This window comes from Miniimonas sp. S16 (assembly GCF_057748195.1).
Map to the genome: position 1 here is coordinate 1,691,477 of NZ_CM173242.1, position 18,204 is coordinate 1,709,680.

The 18,204-nt window shown below is 75.2% G+C and carries 17 protein-coding genes; 7 read left to right on the top strand and 10 right to left on the bottom strand.

Translation table 11 applies throughout. The annotated features are described in order from the left end of the window. Positions 1-5 precede the first annotated feature (5 nt). From AC3AQ1_RS07290 to AC3AQ1_RS07305, 4 genes are all read left to right on the top strand, one after another. Positions 6-1,211 (top strand): inorganic phosphate transporter, encoded by a 1,206-nt coding sequence (locus tag AC3AQ1_RS07290; RefSeq protein WP_108718444.1) that lies wholly within the window; start codon positions 6-8, stop codon positions 1,209-1,211. Between the two features lie 17 nt (positions 1,212-1,228). Continuing rightward, entirely contained in the window at positions 1,229-1,504 is a 276-nt protein-coding gene (locus AC3AQ1_RS07295; RefSeq protein WP_108718445.1) for a hypothetical protein, read from the top strand. A 30-nt stretch (positions 1,505-1,534) separates the two neighbouring features. Continuing rightward, a complete protein-coding gene (locus AC3AQ1_RS07300) occupies positions 1,535-2,068 on the top strand; it encodes a DUF3349 domain-containing protein (protein ID WP_108718446.1) in 534 nt (177 codons plus the stop codon). A gap of 159 nt (positions 2,069-2,227) precedes the next feature. Further along, on the top strand, positions 2,228-2,527 hold the full coding sequence (locus AC3AQ1_RS07305; protein ID WP_108718447.1) for a DUF3349 domain-containing protein: 300 nt from the start codon (positions 2,228-2,230) through the stop codon (positions 2,525-2,527). 334 nt (positions 2,528-2,861) lie between these two features. Here AC3AQ1_RS07305 and AC3AQ1_RS07310 read toward each other — a convergent pair whose 3' ends face one another. After that, complete coding sequence (locus AC3AQ1_RS07310) at positions 2,862-3,926, bottom strand: lysylphosphatidylglycerol synthase domain-containing protein (RefSeq protein WP_159096431.1); 1,065 nt, start codon at positions 3,924-3,926, stop codon at positions 2,862-2,864. A 392-nt stretch (positions 3,927-4,318) separates the two neighbouring features. Between AC3AQ1_RS07310 and AC3AQ1_RS07315 the strand changes: the two genes are divergently transcribed. Then, the gene (locus AC3AQ1_RS07315; protein ID WP_108720060.1) at positions 4,319-5,116 is read left to right on the top strand and encodes an SDR family oxidoreductase; all 798 of its coding nucleotides are present in this window, start codon (positions 4,319-4,321) and stop codon (positions 5,114-5,116) included. A gap of 65 nt (positions 5,117-5,181) precedes the next feature. Here AC3AQ1_RS07315 and AC3AQ1_RS07320 read toward each other — a convergent pair whose 3' ends face one another. Further along, positions 5,182-7,356 (bottom strand): S9 family peptidase, encoded by a 2,175-nt coding sequence (locus AC3AQ1_RS07320; RefSeq protein WP_108718449.1) that lies wholly within the window; start codon positions 7,354-7,356, stop codon positions 5,182-5,184. A gap of 380 nt (positions 7,357-7,736) precedes the next feature. Between AC3AQ1_RS07320 and AC3AQ1_RS07325 the strand changes: the two genes are divergently transcribed. Both AC3AQ1_RS07325 and AC3AQ1_RS07330 read left to right on the top strand, forming a co-directional pair. Further along, on the top strand, positions 7,737-8,777 hold the full coding sequence (locus tag AC3AQ1_RS07325) for an alpha/beta fold hydrolase (protein ID WP_159096432.1): 1,041 nt from the start codon (positions 7,737-7,739) through the stop codon (positions 8,775-8,777). Continuing rightward, complete coding sequence (locus tag AC3AQ1_RS07330; RefSeq protein ID WP_108718451.1) at positions 8,774-9,538, top strand: esterase/lipase family protein; 765 nt, start codon at positions 8,774-8,776, stop codon at positions 9,536-9,538. The genes AC3AQ1_RS07325 and AC3AQ1_RS07330 overlap by 4 nt, the downstream gene beginning before the upstream one ends. A 2-nt stretch (positions 9,539-9,540) precedes the next feature. Here AC3AQ1_RS07330 and AC3AQ1_RS07335 read toward each other — a convergent pair whose 3' ends face one another. The 8 genes from AC3AQ1_RS07335 to AC3AQ1_RS07370 form a co-directional block, all read right to left on the bottom strand. Next, positions 9,541-10,653 (bottom strand): LLM class flavin-dependent oxidoreductase, encoded by a 1,113-nt coding sequence (locus AC3AQ1_RS07335; RefSeq protein WP_108718452.1) that lies wholly within the window; start codon positions 10,651-10,653, stop codon positions 9,541-9,543. Between the two features lie 85 nt (positions 10,654-10,738). Continuing rightward, positions 10,739-11,800, bottom strand: a complete 1,062-nt coding sequence (locus AC3AQ1_RS07340) for an ATP-grasp domain-containing protein (RefSeq protein ID WP_108718453.1) — start codon at positions 11,798-11,800, stop codon at positions 10,739-10,741. Then, a complete protein-coding gene (locus AC3AQ1_RS07345) occupies positions 11,797-12,828 on the bottom strand; it encodes an amidohydrolase (RefSeq protein WP_108718454.1) in 1,032 nt (343 codons plus the stop codon). The genes AC3AQ1_RS07340 and AC3AQ1_RS07345 overlap by 4 nt, the downstream gene beginning before the upstream one ends. Beyond that, complete coding sequence (locus AC3AQ1_RS07350) at positions 12,825-14,126, bottom strand: LLM class flavin-dependent oxidoreductase (RefSeq protein WP_108718455.1); 1,302 nt, start codon at positions 14,124-14,126, stop codon at positions 12,825-12,827. Before AC3AQ1_RS07350 ends, AC3AQ1_RS07345 begins: the two co-directional genes overlap by 4 nt. Further along, positions 14,123-14,686 carry a flavin reductase family protein gene (locus tag AC3AQ1_RS07355; RefSeq protein ID WP_108718456.1) on the bottom strand — a complete coding sequence of 188 codons (564 nt, stop codon included), beginning with the start codon at positions 14,684-14,686 and terminating at the stop codon, positions 14,123-14,125. Before AC3AQ1_RS07355 ends, AC3AQ1_RS07350 begins: the two co-directional genes overlap by 4 nt. Continuing rightward, positions 14,683-15,198: an NADPH-dependent FMN reductase gene (locus tag AC3AQ1_RS07360; RefSeq protein ID WP_108718457.1), complete on the bottom strand. Its 516-nt coding sequence runs from the start codon at positions 15,196-15,198 to the stop codon at positions 14,683-14,685. Before AC3AQ1_RS07360 ends, AC3AQ1_RS07355 begins: the two co-directional genes overlap by 4 nt. Beyond that, the gene (locus AC3AQ1_RS07365) at positions 15,195-16,643 is read right to left on the bottom strand and encodes an NtaA/DmoA family FMN-dependent monooxygenase (protein ID WP_108718458.1); all 1,449 of its coding nucleotides are present in this window, start codon (positions 16,641-16,643) and stop codon (positions 15,195-15,197) included. Before AC3AQ1_RS07365 ends, AC3AQ1_RS07360 begins: the two co-directional genes overlap by 4 nt. Continuing rightward, positions 16,640-17,773: an LLM class flavin-dependent oxidoreductase gene (locus AC3AQ1_RS07370; protein WP_108718459.1), complete on the bottom strand. Its 1,134-nt coding sequence runs from the start codon at positions 17,771-17,773 to the stop codon at positions 16,640-16,642. Before AC3AQ1_RS07370 ends, AC3AQ1_RS07365 begins: the two co-directional genes overlap by 4 nt. Positions 17,774-18,204: the final 431 nt, after the last annotated feature.

An 18,204-nucleotide genomic window follows, 5' to 3' on the forward strand; every position in this document is an offset into this window, starting at 1 on the left:
GACGCATGGACGTCGAGCTGTTCATCCTCGGCCTGACCGTGCTCACGGCGCTGGCCTTCGACTTCACCAACGGGTTCCACGACACCGGCAACGCGATGGCCACCTCCATCGCCACCGGGGCGCTGCGCCCGAAGGTAGCCGTCGGCCTCTCCGCGGTGCTGAACCTCGTCGGCGCGTTCCTCTCGGTGGAGGTCGCGCTCACGATCACCAAGGACGTCCTGACGATCCAGGGCGACGACGGCTCGCTGGTGGCGGGCCTGAGCTCGGAGACCGCGGTGATGATCATCTTCGCCGGCCTGGTGGGCGGCATCCTGTGGAACCTCACGACGTGGCTGCTCGGCCTGCCGTCGTCCTCGTCCCACGCCCTCTTCGGCGGCCTCATCGGGTCCGGCATCGTGGCGCTCGGCATGAGCGGCGTGAACTGGGCCGGCGTGACGGCCAAGATCATCCTGCCGGCGTTCCTCGCGCCGGTGATCGCGTGCGTCGTCGCCGCGGTCGGCACACGGCTCGTCTACCTCATCACGTCCTCGGTGGCCGCCGCGCGCAAGGAGCAGGGCTTCCGCTGGGGCCAGATCGGCACCGCCTCGCTCGTCTCGCTCGCCCACGGCACGGGCGACGCGCAGAAGACGATGGGCGTGATCGCGCTCGCGCTCATCGCGCACGGCACGCTCACCACGACGGGCATCGAGCAGAACGGCCTGCCGGTCTGGATCATCGTCACCTGCGCGCTGGCGATCGCGGCCGGCACGTACCTCGGGGGCTGGCGGATCATCCGCACCCTCGGCAAGGGCCTCGTCGAGCTCGAGTCACCGCAGGGCATGGCGGCCGAGGCCTCCTCCGCGGCGATCATCCTCACCTCCAGCCACTTCGGCATGGCGCTGTCCACCACGCACGTGGCGACCGGCTCGATCCTCGGCACCGGCGTGGGCCGCAAGGGCGCCTCGGTGCGCTGGCGCGTCGCCGGCCGGATGGCCGTCGCCTGGCTCATCACGCTGCCCGCCGCCGCGTTCGTCGGCGCGGTCTGCTTCCTCATCGCGAACGCGCTGCCGCACCTCGCGGGCGGCCTCGTGGTCTTCGGCATCCTCGTCACCGGCGCGGTGTGGATGTGGCTGCGCAGCCGCCGTCAGGCGGTCACGGCGAGCAACGTCAACGAGGAGTGGGCCAGCGACGAGGTCGCCGCCGACTCCCCCACCCCGTCCCCGGTCGCCTGAGCTCAGGGAGAGCCGCCATGAACGTCGCAGACACCGCCCTCGCCGTCCTGCGGGTGCTCGCCGCCGGACTGGTGTTCGGCGCCGGCCTCCCGGCGCTCTTCTCCTTCGGCATCGTGCTGTGGTCCCGCGGCACCGACGAGGCCCTCGCCGACGGCTCCGTGCGCCACGGCAGCTCCGGCGCCCGTGCCGGGGCGATGGCGGTGTTCGCCGTCGTGATCGTGGCCGTGCTGATCGGCGTCCTGTGGATCACGCGCAAGAGCCTGGACCACTACCTCGGCATCTCGCTCTTCTAGACCGCAGCTCGCCCTCGGCAAGGACGCCCCATGAACACGCCAGACCCGCTCCGCTCCGTCCTGCGCTGGCTCATGGCCGGGTACCCCGACGGCGTCCCGCCGAAGGACTACTCGCCGGTGCTCGCCCTGCTGCGGCGCGAGCAGCTCACGACGGCGGAGATCGCCTCGATCGTCGAGGACCTGCAGCGCGCGCACCCGGCGGACTCGCCGGTCCCGGCCCACGAGCCGCTCCCGCGCGCGGAGCTCGTCACGCTCATCGAGGCCCGCCTGCTCGAGGAGCCGAGCGAGGACGAGGTCGCCCGGGTCGCGGCCATCCTGGCCAGGCACGGCTGGCCGTCGACCGTGGCGCCCGCCGAGGGCGACGCGCCCGCGCAGGCAGCGGAGGGTGACGAACCCACGCAGGCAGCGGACGGCGCTGCACCGGCCGAGGTCGCGCAGGACTCCGAGCCGTCCGGCGCCGCCTCGACGGCCTCACCGCAGGTCGTGGCTGCCTCGAGCGCGCCCTCGGGGTCGGCCTCGGGCGCGGCCCCGGGCGCGGGCGACGGGCCCGGCGCCCCGGCGTAGGCCGCACCCCGCCGCCCGGACGACCGGCGGCAATGGTCCGTTGACGTGACCCCGAACCCGCCGGGCAACACTCCGTTGACGCCCCACCCTGGCCTACCAGCACTTCTCCCGGTACCCTGGACATCCTGACCCACCCACAGGAGACCTCAGGGAGGACCGATGAGCTTCACTGACAGCACGCGCTCGGTGCTCGCGTGGCTTCGCGCGGAGGGCGCAGGGGGATGCGCCAGTCACGACCTGCCGGTCGTCGTCCAGGCGCTCGAGAGGACCCGGCTGACCGACGGCGAGATCGCCCTCGTCGTGCGCGAGCTGAGCCCCGGCGACTCGCACACCTGCACCCGCGTCGACGCGGCGGTCGCGATCACGCACCTGATCGACGCACTGCCCCACCCGGACGACCTCGCTCGCGTCTCGTACGAGGTCGCCGCGCTCGGCCACCCGCTCTCGGACGCCGCCTGACGGCACCCGAGCAGCCACAGCACGACCCACAGCACTAGTCAGGGCCCCCGGTACACCAGTACCGGGGGCCCTGACTCATTGCAGCCCCCCGACTGACATCCCCCACCAGGGTCGGAGCGAGCGGCCGTGCCTGCCGGACTGAGTGGCGGGACGAGCGGCGAAGCCGCGAGGCACGGTGCGCGCGGCGGCGAAGCCGTCAAGCCGTAGCGGAGCGAGCGAGGAACGAGCGAGCGTGAGCGAGGCGAGCCGCCGCGCGCACCGGGCCTCGCGGCCCCGGGCCCAGAGCCCCGGGCCCGCGCGCACCGGGCCTCACGCCCCCGGCCTCGATCGGGCTTCAAGACACCGACGCACCGAACCCGGACCGAGCCCGCACCCGCCACACCACGAGCACGACCGCCCCGATCGCGAGCGTCCCGAGGATCGTGACGATCCGCCAGACGATGGTCGCCGCGACGAGCGAGGGTTCCACGAGCACGCCCGCGGTGAGCGTCCAGGCGGCGATGAGGATCGCCTCGATGACGCCGAACCCGAACAGCGGCAGCGTGGTGAGCGGGTAGGTCAGCAGCACCATCCCGAGGATCTCGGTCACGGGAAGCGTGTCGGGCCCCACCCCCACCGAGCGCAGGGCGAGCAGCAGGATGGTCGCGTCAGCGAGGGTCATCCCGACGAGCGCCACGAGCGAGGGCGCGAGGCCGCGGCGCAGGCTGTCGGCCGCCTGGTGGCGCAGCTCGACGGCCCGGTCGCCGATCGCATCGGGGTCGGTGCTCCGACGGAACGTCCGCAGCAGCCGGCCGGCCCAGTACCCCGCCCGACGCGCGAGCGACTGCGAGGACAGGATGGCGACGAGCATCCCGAGGATGGCCGCGGCCACGAGCAGGCTGGCCAGCGCCAGCACGTACTGGCGCTGCGAGAGCTCGTACCCGGTGAGCAGCAGCAGGCCGAGACCGGGCACCAGGAACCGCACGGCGTAGAACTTGAACGAGTTGAGCGTCACGCCGGTCATCCCGCGCACGGGGTCCAGCCCCCAGGACCGGAACATCGCGATCCGCAGCACGATGTCGCCCGGCGGCGGCGCGAAGGTCGCCACGACGTTCGCGGCGAGGTCGTTCTGCACCGAGCGGCCCCAGCTGAGCCCGGGGACGTAGTAGACGAGCGGGACGGCGTTGAGCACCTGCCGCACGAGCAGCATCGCGAGGAGCGGCAGAGCCATCCACGGTTCGACGCGGCCGAGCGCGTTGCCCACCGCGGTCCAGTCGATGCGTCCGATGAGGCGGTCCAGGGCGACCCAGGCGAACACCGCCACGACCAGCCAGATCGCGGCGCGCAGGACGCGACGCCGAACAGAGGGAGTGCTGGTCGTCGTCGCCGGCGGGGGCAGCACGGGTGCGGTGTCGCTCACGCCCGCGATCCTCCCACCGCGACGTCGGCTGCGGGCCGCTGTGCTCGCCGGTCAGGGCGAGGGCCGCCGTCGTGTCGGCGAGGGCGCCCGCCGCGGACGTGCCGTCGATCAGCGCCATGAGATCGCCTCCGAAGGGAGGTTGTCGCCGGACGTGTGGCCTGCCTACGGTGGAACGGCCGGCGGCGCCCGTGCGCGGACCACCCGAGCACCCTCGTGCGGGACGCCGCCGCACACGGCTGCGACGCAGCGCCGCAGCGCCGCAGCCCCTGACCGCCGTTACTCACCCGCGGAGCGCACGCGCTCCGCACTCTGGAGGAACCGTGTCCGACACCCCCGACCGACCCACCCACGTCTCCGCACAGCAGCAGGAGTGGCCCGGCCGCACCGACGAGATGGACCCGGTGCCCGACCACGGCGAGACGTCGTGGACCCCGCGCGAGCGCCTCGTCGGCAAGCGCGCCCTCATCACGGGCGGCGACTCCGGCATCGGCCGCGCCGTCGCGCTCACCTTCGCCAAGGAGGGCGCCGACGTCGCCATCGCCTACCTGCCCGACGAGCAGCACGACGCCGAGCAGGTCGCCTCCGCGGTCGAGGCGGAGGGCCGCCGGTGCCTCCTCCTGCCCACCGACCAGCGGACCGAGGAGGCGAACCAGCGCCTCGTCGAGCTCGCCGTCGAGGGCCTGGGCGGGCTCGACGTCGTGGTCTCCAACGCGGCGTTCCAGAACGGCACGCCGGGCGGGATCGAGAACTTCTCGACGCCGCAGCTCGAGCAGGTCTACGAGACGAACGTCTTCGCGACGTTCTGGCTCGTCAAGGCGGCCGTCTCGCACCTCGACGCCGGCGCGAGCATCATCATCACGACGTCGATCCAGGCGTACGAGCCGAGCGGACCGCTGCTGGACTACGCCTCGACCAAGGCGGCGCTCAACAACCTCATGGTCAACCTCGCGACCGAGCTCGGCCCGAAGGGCGTGCGCGTGAACGCCGTCGCGCCCGGTCCGATCTGGACGCCGCTCATCCCCTCCACGTTCGGGGAGGAGAAGGTCGACGGGTTCGGCGAGGACACCCCGCTCGGCCGCCCGGGTCAGCCGGTCGAGGTGGCCGCCGCGTACGTGTTCCTCGCCTCGGACGAGGCCTCGTACGTCAGCGGCACCGTGCTCGGCGTCACCGGGGGCCGCGCGGTGTTCTGACAGGCGCCGTGGATCGGCACTGCCGATCAGTGCTCCCGATCAGCGCTGCCGGGCGTCGCTGGGACTCAGCCCAGCACGTCCGGCAGCACGCGTGTCTGGCCCAGCACGTGCTCGGCGAGGAACGCCTCGACCACCTCGTACCAGACCTTCGCGTGCTGCGGGGTGAGGATCCAGTGGTTCTCGTCCGGGAAGTAGAGGAACCGGTGCGGCGTGGTCCCGTCGGGTCCCGCCGGCAGACCCGAGGACGCCAGCAGCTCGTACCAGAGCCGCAGCCCCTCGCCGATCGGCACCCGGTAGTCCTTGTCGCCGTGGATCACGAGCATCGGCGTGCGGATGGAGGCGACGAACCGGTGCGGTGAGTTCTTCTCGGCCATCTCCGGCGTCATCTCGCCCAGCCAGTAGAACGCCGCGTCGGTGGTCGGCCCGAACTGGTCGAGCGCCCACAGGCTCGCGTGCGTGACGATCGCGGCGAACCGGTCGGTGTGCCCGGCGACCCAGTTGGCCATGTAGCCGCCGAACGAGCCGCCCATCGCCGCGGTCCGGGTCTCGTCGACGTCGGCCCGCTGCTCCACGGCGTCCGTGATCGCCATGAGGTCGGTGTACGGCGCCTCGCCCCACGCACCCCAGCCGCGCTGGACGAAGTCACGGCCGTACCCGGTGGACAGCGCCGGGTCCGGCAGCAGCACCGCGTACCCCTGCGCGACGAGCAGCCACGGGTTCCACCGCCAGCTCCAGGCGTTCCACGAGCCGAGCGGTCCGCCGTGGATCCACAGCAGCAGCGGCGCAGGCGCGTCCGACGAGGCGCTCTCGGGCAGCGCGAGATACCCGCGGACCGTCACCTCGGTCCCGGCTGGATCGGTCGGGTCACTCACGGTGGTCGCGACGTCCTCGAGCCGCCCCGGCAGCGTCGGCCGCTCGACGGGGCCGCGCAGCGGCGTCACCGCAGCGTCGGCCTCCGCGTCGGCACCGCCGTCGGAGCCGTTCCCGACGGAGCCGAGGTCGACCCGGACCACCTCGGCGGGGAAGCGGTAGGAGGCCCGCAGCGCGAGGGCGGCCTCGCAGTCGGGCGTCACGACGACCGAGGAGTAGGCGCCCTCACCCGTCAGGCGCACCACGTCCGCCGCGCTCGCGCCCTCGCGGAGCGGGACGCGGAACAGCGGCGCGTGGCCGGTCTCGTCCGCGACGACGAGCAGCGCCGAGGAGTCCGGCAGCCACGCCGCCGGGGTGGCCCAGCGATCCCAGTCCGGCACGAGCGTGCGGCCGCCGGTCCCGTTCTCGCCGTCGCTGGCGACGACCCGCAGCGTGACGCGCGGCGCCTCGGTCGGCGTGGTCCGCGTGTCGTGCACGTAGGCGACCCACGCGCCGTCGGGGCTGATCAGCGGGTGCCCGGCGTCGCCGCCGCCCACGCCGTCGTCCACCAGCACCGTGCGCTCGCCGGTGGCGACGTCGATCCGGACGAGGGTCGAGCGCGACGCACCGCGCTCCTCGGGCACCGTCCACTGCGCGACGGCGAAGCTCCCGTCCGCGGCGAGGTCGACGTCCCCGAGGGCGCGGCCCGCGTCGGGCGTGAGGTCGCGGGTGCCGCGCTCGTCGTCCGGGCCTGGGACGGCGACGTCCGCGGGGGCCGGTGCCTCGCCGTCGGGCTCGGGGTGCTCGCCCTTCGGCGGGAGCGGGGCGCTTTCGACGGCGAAGAGGCGCGGCGCGCCGGGGCCGAGGTCGTGGTCCCAGTAGCGGACCGGGTAGCCGCTGTGCAGGATCGCGGCGACCTTGGCGTCCTTACGACTCGTGCGCAGGTCGCGCTCGCTCGCCTCGTCGGTGGCGCTCGGGAGCGTGTCCGCAACGGCGAGCACGGTCTCCGCGGCGCTCGCCGCGAGCACCCCGGAGACACCGGCCGGGCGCCGCACGAGCACGTGGGCCTCGCCCCCGCCCGCGGGCAGCCGCCACACGCACGCCTTGGCGTCGGCCTCGCTCGTGCCCGGCTCCGCGCGGCGCGCGACGAACAGCAGGTCGCCCGTGGCCGTGAAGGCCGCGCCGCTCTCGCCCTTCGCGCCGCGCGTGAGGCGCCGGGCGGGCTGCTCGCCGTCGAGCGCGATCTCCCACAGGGAGGTCACGTAGCCGGTGCGCTTCGCGTCGAGCGCCTGCTGGGTCGCCACGAGGCGGGACCCGTCGGGCGCGAGCGCGAGCGAGGTGAGGCGGGGGATCGCGATGTAGTCGTCGAGGTCGTGGAAGGGCGTCGCCATGCCTCCCGGTCTACCACGGCGGACCGACGGGGGGCGTGCGCGGGCTCTCGCGCCGCCCACCTGCGGCTCCGGTGCCGCCCGTCGACGACCGCGCGTGACGCCACAGCGACTCTCCGTTCCGCCACAGCGACTCGCCGCGTCCACACCGACACCCGCAGCCCCGCGACCTGCGGCGATGCTCGGGCCTCATCCGCCGGCGCCCGGACGAGTCGCTCTGGCGTGACGCAGAGTCGCTCTCCCGTCACGAACCCCAGCCCGCACCCCCGCACCAGCCCCGCACCAGCCCCTGCCCGGGCACCGCCCAGACCCGCTGGCTACACTCGCGCCGACCCCGCGCGTGGCGCCAGCCCGCGCGCTCCTCCCGAGAGGCGGTGCCCGGCGTGGCCCAGCGTTCCCGCAGGCGGCCCCGCCGCTACGGCCGCCGGATCGTGGACCCGGACCTGCCCGACGGCCTCGAGCTGCGGGTCGACCGCTACCGGTTCGACGACCTCTGCCTACGCGCCTGGCGCATGTCGCTCGCGCAGTCCGCGGGCGGACCCGGGCCGCAGGACGCGCCGCGCAACCTCGTGCTGCTGCACGGCCTCGGGGTGAGCTCGGCGTACTACGGACGCGTCGCCCTCGCGCTCGCGCAGGTCGGCACGGTGCACCTGCTGGACCTGCCGGGCTTCGCGGCGGTCCCGCCGCCGCGCGAGGCGGCCGGGATCGAGGAGTTCGCGGCGCTCGTCGACCGGTGGCTGCGGCGGCAGCGACTCGAGAACGTGGTGCTCGTGGGCCACTCGATGGGCTCGCAGATCGTCACCGAGGTGCTCGCGCGCGACCCGGGCGTCGCGACGCACGGCGTCCTCATCGGGCCGCCCGTCAACGCGCAGGAGCGGTCGGTGGGTCAGCAGGTGGTGCGCCTGGCGCAGAGCTCGGTGCGGGAGTCGCGCGGCACGCGCGCGATGGCGCTGGCCGGCTACCGCCGCACCACGGTGCGCTGGTTCCGCCAGGTGCTGCCGGGGATGCTGCGGTTCCCCGTGGAGCAGCGCATCGCCGACGTCGACACCCCCCTCCTCGTCGTCCGCGGCGAGTACGACCGGGTCGCGCCGCGCGAGTGGACCGCCATGCTCGTCGACCGAGCTCCGGACGCCTGGTCGGCCGAGATCCCCGGCGCCTCCCACGCCGTCATCTACGAGCACGGCCGCGAGGTCGCCGACCTCATCGCCGAGCACGCGGCGCGGCCGGCGCGCGGTGAGCGCACCGAGCAAGCGCCCGACGGCGAGGCGCCCGACGGCGAGCAGCCCGCCTCGGCGGACACCCACCTCGCGCAGGGGGAACCACACGCGCCGGGCGCGCCAGACGCCCGGGACTCGCGCGCCCAGGACTCCAGCGCCCGGGACTCCGGCGCCAGCACCCGCGTCCCGCACGGCAGCGACGCATGAGACGGCCGCGGCTCCCCCGGATCCCGGGCGCCGGCGACCTCGGTTCGGTCGTGCACAAGGGCGCCGCGTGGGCCGCGGACTACTCCTGGATCGGACTGGCCCAGACGGCCGCCCTGCGACCCGGCGACCGCGCCTCCACGCTCATCACGGGCCGCGCCGCACCCGTCCTCCTGCTCCCCGGCATCTACGAGACGTGGGAGGTCATGGCGCCGCTGGCGCGCGCGCTGCACGACGCCGGCCATCCCGTCCACACCGTGCCCGGCCTCGGCTACAACGGCGCGACGCTGCCGCAGTCGGTCACCACCGTCGAGGCCCGCCTGCGCGCGCTCGACCTGCGCGACGCCGTCCTCGTCGCGCACAGCAAGGGCGGCCTCATCGGCAAGAGCGTCCTGGCGGCCGCGTGGTCGACCGGCCGCGTCGCCGGGCTCGTCGCCGTGAACACGCCGTTCGGAGGCTCGCGCCTCGCGCGCTGGTTCCCGGCCCGCGCCGTGCGCGCGCTCTCCCCGGTCGACGCGGACATCGTCGCGCTCGGCCGCACCGTCGACACCCACGACCGCATCCACTCGATCTACGCGCGCTTCGACCCGCACGTCCCGGACGGCAGCGTCCTCGTCGGCGCGACCAACGTCGAGCTGCCGATCGACGGCCACTTCAAGGTGCTCGCCTCGCGCACCCTGCACCGCGCCGTCGTCGAGGCCGTCGCCACCGTCAGCGCGTCGGCGCAGCGCGAACGCGAGCGCGGTGAGCCCCGCGAAACCTGACCTCAGGCCGAGACGAGCGCGTCCGCGCGGCGCAGGAACGCCGGCCGCAGCGGATCCTGCGGCCCCCACAGCGTGGTGCTCACCTCGCGCCGGACGAGCGGCACGACCTCCTCGGCGAACTGCCGCAGCACGTCCTCCTGCTGCGTGGCCGGGAGCGCCGGGCTGATCGAGACCGACTGGATGTCGTGGCCGAACGTGCCGTGGTAGTCGAGGATCTTCTCCGCGACGCGTTCGGACGAGCCCACGAGCACCGGCCCCCGCTCGACGGCCTCGGCGAGCGTGCGGAACGACGTCCCGACGCCGAGCACGTCGCGGTGCCCGCGGGCGTCGGACTGCGCGACCTGGCCCTCGTAGAGCGGCCGGTACTGCTCGACGGCCTCCTCCGTGGTGCCTGCGAGGAACAGCCCGCCCGAGCCCGACCCGACGTACGCGAGCGCCGGGTCGTGCCCCGCGGCCGCGTACTCCTCGCGGTAGTGCACGAGGTGGCGCAGGTAGTTCTCGCGCGGCTGCAGCGCGTTGGCGGTGAAGACGGGATCGCCCCAGCGCGCGGCGAGCTCGACCGCCGTCGAGGACGTCGCGGTGCCGTGCCAGATCCGGAACGGGCCGTCGAACGGGCGCGGCAGGGTGGTCACGCCGTCGAGCGCGGCCCGGAATCGGCCCGACCAGGTGACGTCCTCCTCGGCCAACAGCCGTCGCAGCAGCTCGTAGTTCTCGGTGAGGTAGTCGTACTGCAGCGCGATGTCCTTGCCGAGCAGCGGGTACTGCGCGACCTCGTTGCCCTTGCCGATCGTGATCTCCAGCCGCCCGCGGCTGAGCTGGTCCACGGTCGCGAGGTCCTCGGCGGCACGCACCGGGTCGAGCAGCGACAGCACGGTGACGCCCGTGTTGAGCAGGATCCGGTGAGTGGCCTGCGCGATCGCGCCGAGGATCACGGTCGGCGCGGACGACAGCACCGGCCCGGCGTGCCGCTCCCCCACCGAGAACGCGTCCAGCCCCAGCTCCTCGGCGAGCACCGCGTGCTCCACCACGCGCTGCAGCCGCACGTCCGCCGGCACCGTCTGGCCGGTCACGGGGTTGGGCGGGTTGAACACGATGTCGAGGACCTGGAACCGCACGGCGGGCCGCCTTTCAGGGGACGAGAAGCACAGGAGCAGACAGAGCAGGGACAGACAGAGCGAGGGACGGAGACAGGCCGCGTGGTCAGCGCCCCGCAGGCGGTGCGACGCCCGCGTGCCCGACGGCGGAGCTCACCGCCTCGGCGCGCAGCAGCGCCCCGAGGTGGTCGGCGATGGCGCCGGGACCCGACCGCGGCGCCACGGCCTCGACGTCGGCGTTGTAGTTGGTGTTCGTGTTGATGTCGTAGGTGAGCACCCGACCGTCGGCGGCGCGCAGATGCTCGACGCCCGCGATCTCGACGCCGAGCTCGGCCAGCACGGCGCGGTACCCCGCCAGCAGCGCGTCCTCGCCCGGCCGGGTGCCGAACTCCGCGTCGAGGGAGAACAGCGACTGCCCCGGCACGGGCGGCAGCTGCGCCCCCGGCGGCAGCAGCGGTGCCCCCGTGACGGGGTCGAGCGCGCACGCGTCCGCGGGGCAGAGCTGGAAGCCGCCGTGCACCGTGTCGGCGCGGATGGCGTACACGAGCTCGCCGGCCACGAGCTCCACGCGCGTGATCGTGCCGTCGGCCGGCGGGACGTACTCCTGCAGCAGCGTCACGCCGTCCACGGGAGTGGGCACGTCGCCCGCCGCGATCGCCGCGGCGAACGCGTCCACGTCGTCGAACCGCGCGACGCCGAGCCCCTTGCCACCCTGGTTGTGCTTGGTGAGGAACGGTCCCCCGGTCCGCGCGACGAGCCCACGTGCTGCGGCGAGGAGGTCCGCGGTGCCGACGACCGCCGTCGTGCGCGGGACGTCCAGGCCGTGCCGGCGCAGGGTGGCGAGCTGCACCACCTTGCTCACCTCGGCCTCGAGCGCGCTGCGCCCGTTGACCACGCGGCGGCCGGCGGCCGCGGCCCACGCGAGGACCGCGCGGGTGTGCTCCTTGGCGAGCGCGTGCCCGCGGGTGTGCGAGGACGCCGAGAACCGCGACCAGTACACGCCGGGCGGTGGCGGCTCGTCGAGGTCGACGGCGCCGCCGTCGGTCAGCAGCCACTCGCGGTAGGGGATGCCGCGCTCGCGGAACGCGTCGGCGAAGGGCCCGAACCAGTCGGGGTTCTCGTGGATCGCGTGCACCACGGGCTGCGCGTCGGACGGCGCGGCGCTCACGCGAAGTACCCCTCGACGTCGACCACGCCGCCCGCCGCCTCGAAGTCGGCGACGGCCGCGGCGCGCAGCTCGCCGTCGTGCAGCCAGTCCAGCGCCGTGAGCGCGAGGCCCACCGCGACGTCCTCGAGCCGCCGGGACAGGTCCCGCAAGGTCTCCGGGTGCGCCGAGCGCACGTAGTACTCCAGGCGCGCGAGCTCCGGCACGATCGACGGCCGGTCGCCGCCCTCGCGGACCACGCCGTGCACGCGGTCGCTCGGCGGCAGGTGCTGGCGCAGCAGGCCGACGGCCTGGTAGTTCAGCGCGGCGGCGTCGAGCGCGTTGCGGCCCATGAACGGCTGCGCGGACGCGTGCGCGGCCACGCCGCGGTAGGTCACCACGAGCTGGCGCCGCCCGAGGAACGGGTGGTCCACCACGTCGTAGGAGAACGGGTGCAGCATGACCGCCGCGTCCACGCCGTCGAAGAAGCCCTCGCGCCAGAGCAGCTCCTTGCCCGAGCCGCCCTCCTCGGCGGGCGTCCCGAGCAGCACGACCTCGCCCGGCAGGTCGCGCGCCTGCGCCGCGAGCGCGAGGAACGCGCCGGTCGCCGAGGCGGCGATGAGGTGGTGGCCGCACGCGTGCCCGATGCCGGGCAGCGCGTCGTACTCCGCGACGATCGCGATCGTGCCCGTGCCGCCGTCGCCCGGCGCGAGCCCGACGCGGGCGCTCAGCGACGTCGCGAGGCTGTGCGTGCCGGTCTCGACCTCGATGCCGTGCCGCGTGAGCAGGTCGGCGATCGCGGCGACCGAGGCGTGCTCCTCGAACGCGACCTCGGCGAGGTCGTGCACCACGCCCGCCAGGGTCGCGACGTCGTCCCGCCCCTCGGCCGCTGCGCGGCGCACGTCCGCCGCTGCCGCCTCGGGAGCGCCCGTGTGCGGCGACGTGAGCGGCTCGAACGCGAGCGCCCGACGACGCGTGGTCGCCTCGAGGAGGTCGAGGTACGCGCGCGAGGGGGCGGAGCCGGTCGCGCTGGCCGCCGTCGTCGCCGTCACGGGACCAGGGCGTCCGCGCGGTCGGCGGCGCGCTCGTCGTGTTGTGCGCCGCCGGCGGTCTCGTCGCCATCGCCCTCAACGTCCAGCGCCCGACGGCGAGCCCACGCCTGCGCGACGAGGCGGAAGGACTCGGTGCGCGCCTCGACGTCGTGGGCGATCGTCGTGAGCAGCAGCTCGTCGGCGCCGGTGGCACGCACGAGCGCCTCGAGGCCGTCGGCCACCACCTCGCCCGTGCCGACGAACCGCGTGCGCACGCGGTCCGCGACCAGGGCGCGCTCCGCCGTCGTCCACGAGCGCTCGGGCGCGTCGGGGTGCGGGTAGGGGATCGAGCCGGACTCCGACCGGATCGCGAGCACCCACGCGTCGAACCCGCGGCCGAGGGCCTCGGCCCGCTCCGCCGTCGCGGCGGCGAGCACGTCGACCGACACGAGGACGTAGGGCGCGGGCAGCACGCCGGGTCGGAACGCGTCGCGGTAGGCGGCGACCGTCTCGAGCACGCTGGAGGGGCTCACGTGGTAGTTCGCGGCGAGCGGGAGGCCGAGCTCGCCGGCCACCCGGGCGCTCTCGCCGGGGCTGCTCGCGAGCGCCCAGACCTGCACGTCCGCGCCGCCCGCGACGCCGCTCACGACGCGCTCGCCGGTGCGGGCCGGCCGTCCGGCGCCGAGCAGGTCCAGCGCCACCGCGAGCTCGTCGCGGTAGTCGCCGATCTCGGCGCGGCGGCCCACGACGTCGGCGCGCGCGGCGAACCGCTCGCGGATCCCGGGGTCGGTGAGGGAGAACGGCGGCGGGGGCGGCACGAGCAGGCCCTCGACCCAGCGGTCCTGCGCGGGGGGCGCCGGTGCGGCGGGGGCCGCGGGCTGCGCCGCGGGCGCCGGCGCACCGGCGCGGGCGTCGCGGCTCCCGGGCGCGGCACCCCCGCTGGGGATGCCGGCGCGACCCAGGCCGAGGTCGACCCGGCCCGGGTGCAGGCGCGCGATCGTCGCGAACTGCTCGACGGCGACCGCGGGCGGCGTGTGCGCGAGCAGCACCGCGCCGGAGCCGACGCGGATGCGTCGCGTGCGCTCGGCGGCGACGGCCGCGAGCACGGCGGGCGACGTCGAGACGACGCCCGGCGTGGTGTGGTGCTCGGCGAACCAGATCCGCTCGTAGCCCTCGGCCTCGACGGTCGCGACGACGTCGAGCGCCGCCGCCAGCGCCTCACCGGGTCCGGTGCCCTCGCTGACCGGAGCGAGCTCGAGCACGGACAGCGGCACGTGCCGGACGGCCCGGCCGGGCTGCTCGCGCGTCAGGTCGGTCATGAGATCCCCTCGCTCAGCGGAGGCAGCGCGAACAGGCCGTGGTAGCCGCGGTCGAAGAACACCAGCGGCGTCTCGTCGCCCACGGCCCCCTGCACGACGCGCGCGACGACGAGCGCCGAGTCCGCCGTCGGGTGCCGGTCCGCGACGCGTGCGTGCACCCAGGTGGTGCCGGCGAGCACGGGCTCGCCCGAGTCGAGCGGACGCCACGCGACGCCCTCGAACCGGTCGATGCCGTGCGTGGCGAAGCGCTGCGACAGCGCGGTGTGGCCCGACGGCAGGAAGTTCACGACGATGCCGTCGGCCTGGCTCAGCGCGGGCCACGACGACGAGCCGCGCGAGATCGAGAACGCGAGCGTCGGCGGGTCGGCCGAGACCGAGATGACCGACGTCGCGGTGAACCCGACCGGCCGGCCGAACACCGGGTCCAGCAGGGTCACGACCGCCACGCCCGCGGGGTGGCGCCGGAAGACCTCGCGGAACAGGGCCTGGTCCCGCACGACCCCGTCGCCCTCACCGCGTGCGCCGTCCGGCCGCAGCGCGCTCACGGGCTGCGCACTCATGCGGGCACCGCGGCGGGTGCGAGCAGGTGGCCGTACCGCGCCACCCACCCGGGCAGCAGCTCGTCGAGGTCGCCGAGCCGCCCCTGCGCGATCGCGAACGTCGGCGCCGGGACCTGTGCCCCGAGCTCGAGCAGCACCGGGCGCAGGTGGGTCTCCCCCGCGTGCAGGTGCCCGGGCTGGCCGGCCACGACCACGGCGAGCGCCGTCACCGAGGCGAGCTCTCCGCCGTCGTAGGTGTCGAGGAACGCCTTGAGCAGGCCGGTGTAGGCGCCCTTGTACACGGGCGTCGCGACGACGAGCAGGCGCGCGGCGCGCACCGTGTCGCGCGCGGCCTCCAGGCCGGCGCCGCCGACGAGCACCTCGCCGGCGATGTCGGCCAGCTCGACCGTCTCGATCGACGCGTCGGCGCCGTCGGCCGCGCCCGCGCCGACCACCGCACGGGCGACGGCGAGCGCCGTCGCGCTGGTCCGCGAGCCCGGGCGGGGGTTGCCCGAGAGGACGACGACGCTCATGCGCCGACCGCCGTGCGCTCGGTGCCGTTCGCCTGCCGGCGGGTGAGCGGTGCGCGCAGGCCGAGGTGCTCGCGCAGCGTGGTGCCCTCGTACGCGGTGCGGTAGGCGCCGCGCTCCTGCAGGGCCGGGACGAGCCGGTCGACGATGTCGTCGAGGCCGTCGGGCACGAGCCAGGGCGAGATGTTGAAGCCGTCGGCCGCGCCGGTCCGGACGAACCGGATGAGCCGCTCGGCCACGGAGTCCGGCGTGCCGACGAAGCCGTTGTGGCCGCGGTCCGTGGCGATGACGACCTCGCGGATCGACAGGCCCTCCTGCTCGGCGCGCGTGCGCAGGGCGCGCGCGATCGCCGTCGGGTCCGCGCCCTGGCGGGCCGCACCGCGCGTGCCGTCGATCGGTCGCGCGACCGGGTCGTGGTCGGGCAGCGGGCCGTCGGGGTCGAGGTGGGACAGGTCCTCGCCCCAGATCTGCCCGATGAGCGAGAGCGACGTGGCGGGCGTGACCTGCTCGCGCACGAGCCAGCGCTGCTTCTCGCGCGCCTCGGCCTCGGTGTCGGCGAGGACGAAGGACGTGCCGGGGAAGATCTTCACGTCGTCGGCTGGCCGGCCGGCGGCCACCACGCGGCGGCGCACGTCGCGGGCGAACGCGAGGGCGTCGTCGAGGTCGGAGCCGTGCGCCGAGAAGATCACGTCGACGTTGTTCGCGGCGAAGGTGCGCCCGGCCGGGGAGTCGCCGGCCTGGAAGAGCACCGGATGGCCCTGCGGGCTGCGCGGCACGGTCGGGGTGACGTGCGCGCGCAGCGTGCGGCCCTCGCGCGCCACCGGCGAGACCGAGCCGGGCTGCGCCCAGCTGGCCGCATCCCGCGAGGTGGCCACGGCGTCGTCGGCGAAGGAGTCCCAGATCGCCTGCGCGGCGCGCACGATCTCCTCGGCCCGCACGTACCGGTCCTCGTGGTCGAGGTAGCCGCCGCGGCGGAAGTTCGCCCCGGTCCACGCGTTGTCGGTGGTCACGACGTTCCAGGCGGCGCGACCGCCGGAGAGCACGTCGAGGCTCGCGAGCCGGCGCGCGAGATCGGCCGGGTCGTTGTACGTGGTGTTCTGCGTCGCGACGAGGCCGATCCGGCTCGTCAGCGCGGCGAGCGCCGAGAGCTGGGTGATCGCGTCGGGCCGGCCCACGACGTCGAGGTCGTGCAGGCGCCCGTGGCTCTCCCGCAGGCGCAGGCCCTCGCCGAGGAAGAACGCGTCGAAGAGGCCGCGCTCGGCGGTCCGAGCGACGTGCACGAACGAGGCGAAGTCGGTCTGCGAGCCCGAGCGCGGGTCCGACCACACGGTGTGGTGGTTGACGCCCTGGAAGAAGACGCCGAAGTGCACCTGGGCGTCGGGGCGGGTGATCGGCGCCGGGGCGGCGCCCGCGGTGGCTGCCGCGTGGGCGGGGTTGGCGGTGGTCATGCGACGTCCTTCCGGGAGAACACGTTCTCGGGGCGGTCGAGGCCGAGCACGTCGCGCAGGCTCTGGCCGAGACGGGGGGCGCGCGCGAGCCGCGTGGCGTGCAGGCGCGGGAGCACCTGCCGGGTGAGCACGCGCAGGTCGGAGGTGAGCACCGCGGGGTGCAGCCGCACACCGTCGACCGCGGGGGCGAGCTGCTCGAGCAGCGCCACCAGCCCGAAGCTCGAGCCGACGAACCGGAGTGCGTCCGGCTGCCACGGCACGTGCGCGTCGAGCGCCGCGAGGCGCTGGGCGGCCGAGCCGCGGTTCCCCTGACCGCCTGCGCCCGGGGCGGTGTCGTCGTCGAGCACGACGGCGATCTCGGCCAGGACGCGCGTCGCGCCCTGGCGGCGGGCGCGCTCGGCGCGGAAGGCGACCTCCTCGGCGTCGGGCCCGGCGACGAGCGTGACGTCGGCGAGCGACGGGTCGAGCACGTCCTCCGGCGCGATGACGACGGGGTGGCCCTGCGGCGGACGCGGCGTGATGCTCGCACCGTGCACCGAGAACGTCGCGGTGGTGACCTCGACGTTGTGCACCCGGTCGGCGTCGATGTAGCGGCCGGTGGTGACGTCCTTGATGACGGCGTCGTCCTCCCACGAGTCCCACAGCCGGCGGACGGTCGTGACGACGTCGCGCACCTCCTGCCGGCGGGCCTCGGGCGTCTCGGGGACCACGCGGTCGATTGCGTCGGCGAGGCCCGGCTGGTCGTCGTCGCCCACGACCCAGCCCGCGCGGCCCAGCGTGGCGATGTCGAGCGACGCGAGCTGCGCGGCGAGGTGGAAGGGCTCGACGCTGCGCGGCTGGACGCGCGGGGCGAGGCCGAGCCGGGTCGTGAGCGGGCCGGCGAAGGACGCGCGGACGATCGCGTCGAGCCGCGCGGCGACCTCGGCGGGGTGCGCGGTCGCGTCGGTCGTGGTGAGGGCGTCGTCGAACGTCGCGAAGGCGAAGCCGGCGTTCTCGGCGGCGAGCACGGTGCGACGCAGGGCGGCGGGGTCGAGCACGGCGTGGGGACGCTCGGTGCTCGCCCGCCACGCGGCGGGGTGGGCGCCGAAGCCGTCGAGCTCGACGGCCACGACGAGGGGCTGGTGCGCCATGGGGCACCTCCTGGCAGTGGGGGACCGGGGGCGGTCGTGGGTGAGAGCGGGGCTGGGCTGTTCGGGCGGTGCTGGTTCGGGGGGCTGTGCTGGTCCGGGACGCTAACCACCTGCCGGAAGGCGGCTCGGGCGGCCTCGGCGCGTCTCAGGGGCTGAGACGGGGCACTCGGAGGCCGCTGTAGCGCCGGGCTCGCGGTGGGACGGACGGTCCGGATGGCGAGACGTCGCGGGCTCCGGCGTGACGCGGCGTCGGGCGTGCTTACCGTCCGCGGAACCGGTCGAGCCACCGGCCCCACCCGGCTCGCCACTGCTTCGCATCCCGTCACGTCAGCTCGCTCTCACCTGAACCGAGGAGTCCCCCGCTGTCCATCGACACCCGCGCACCCGGCGTCGTCTCAGCCGACGTCGACGTCCAGGACTGGCTCGCCTTT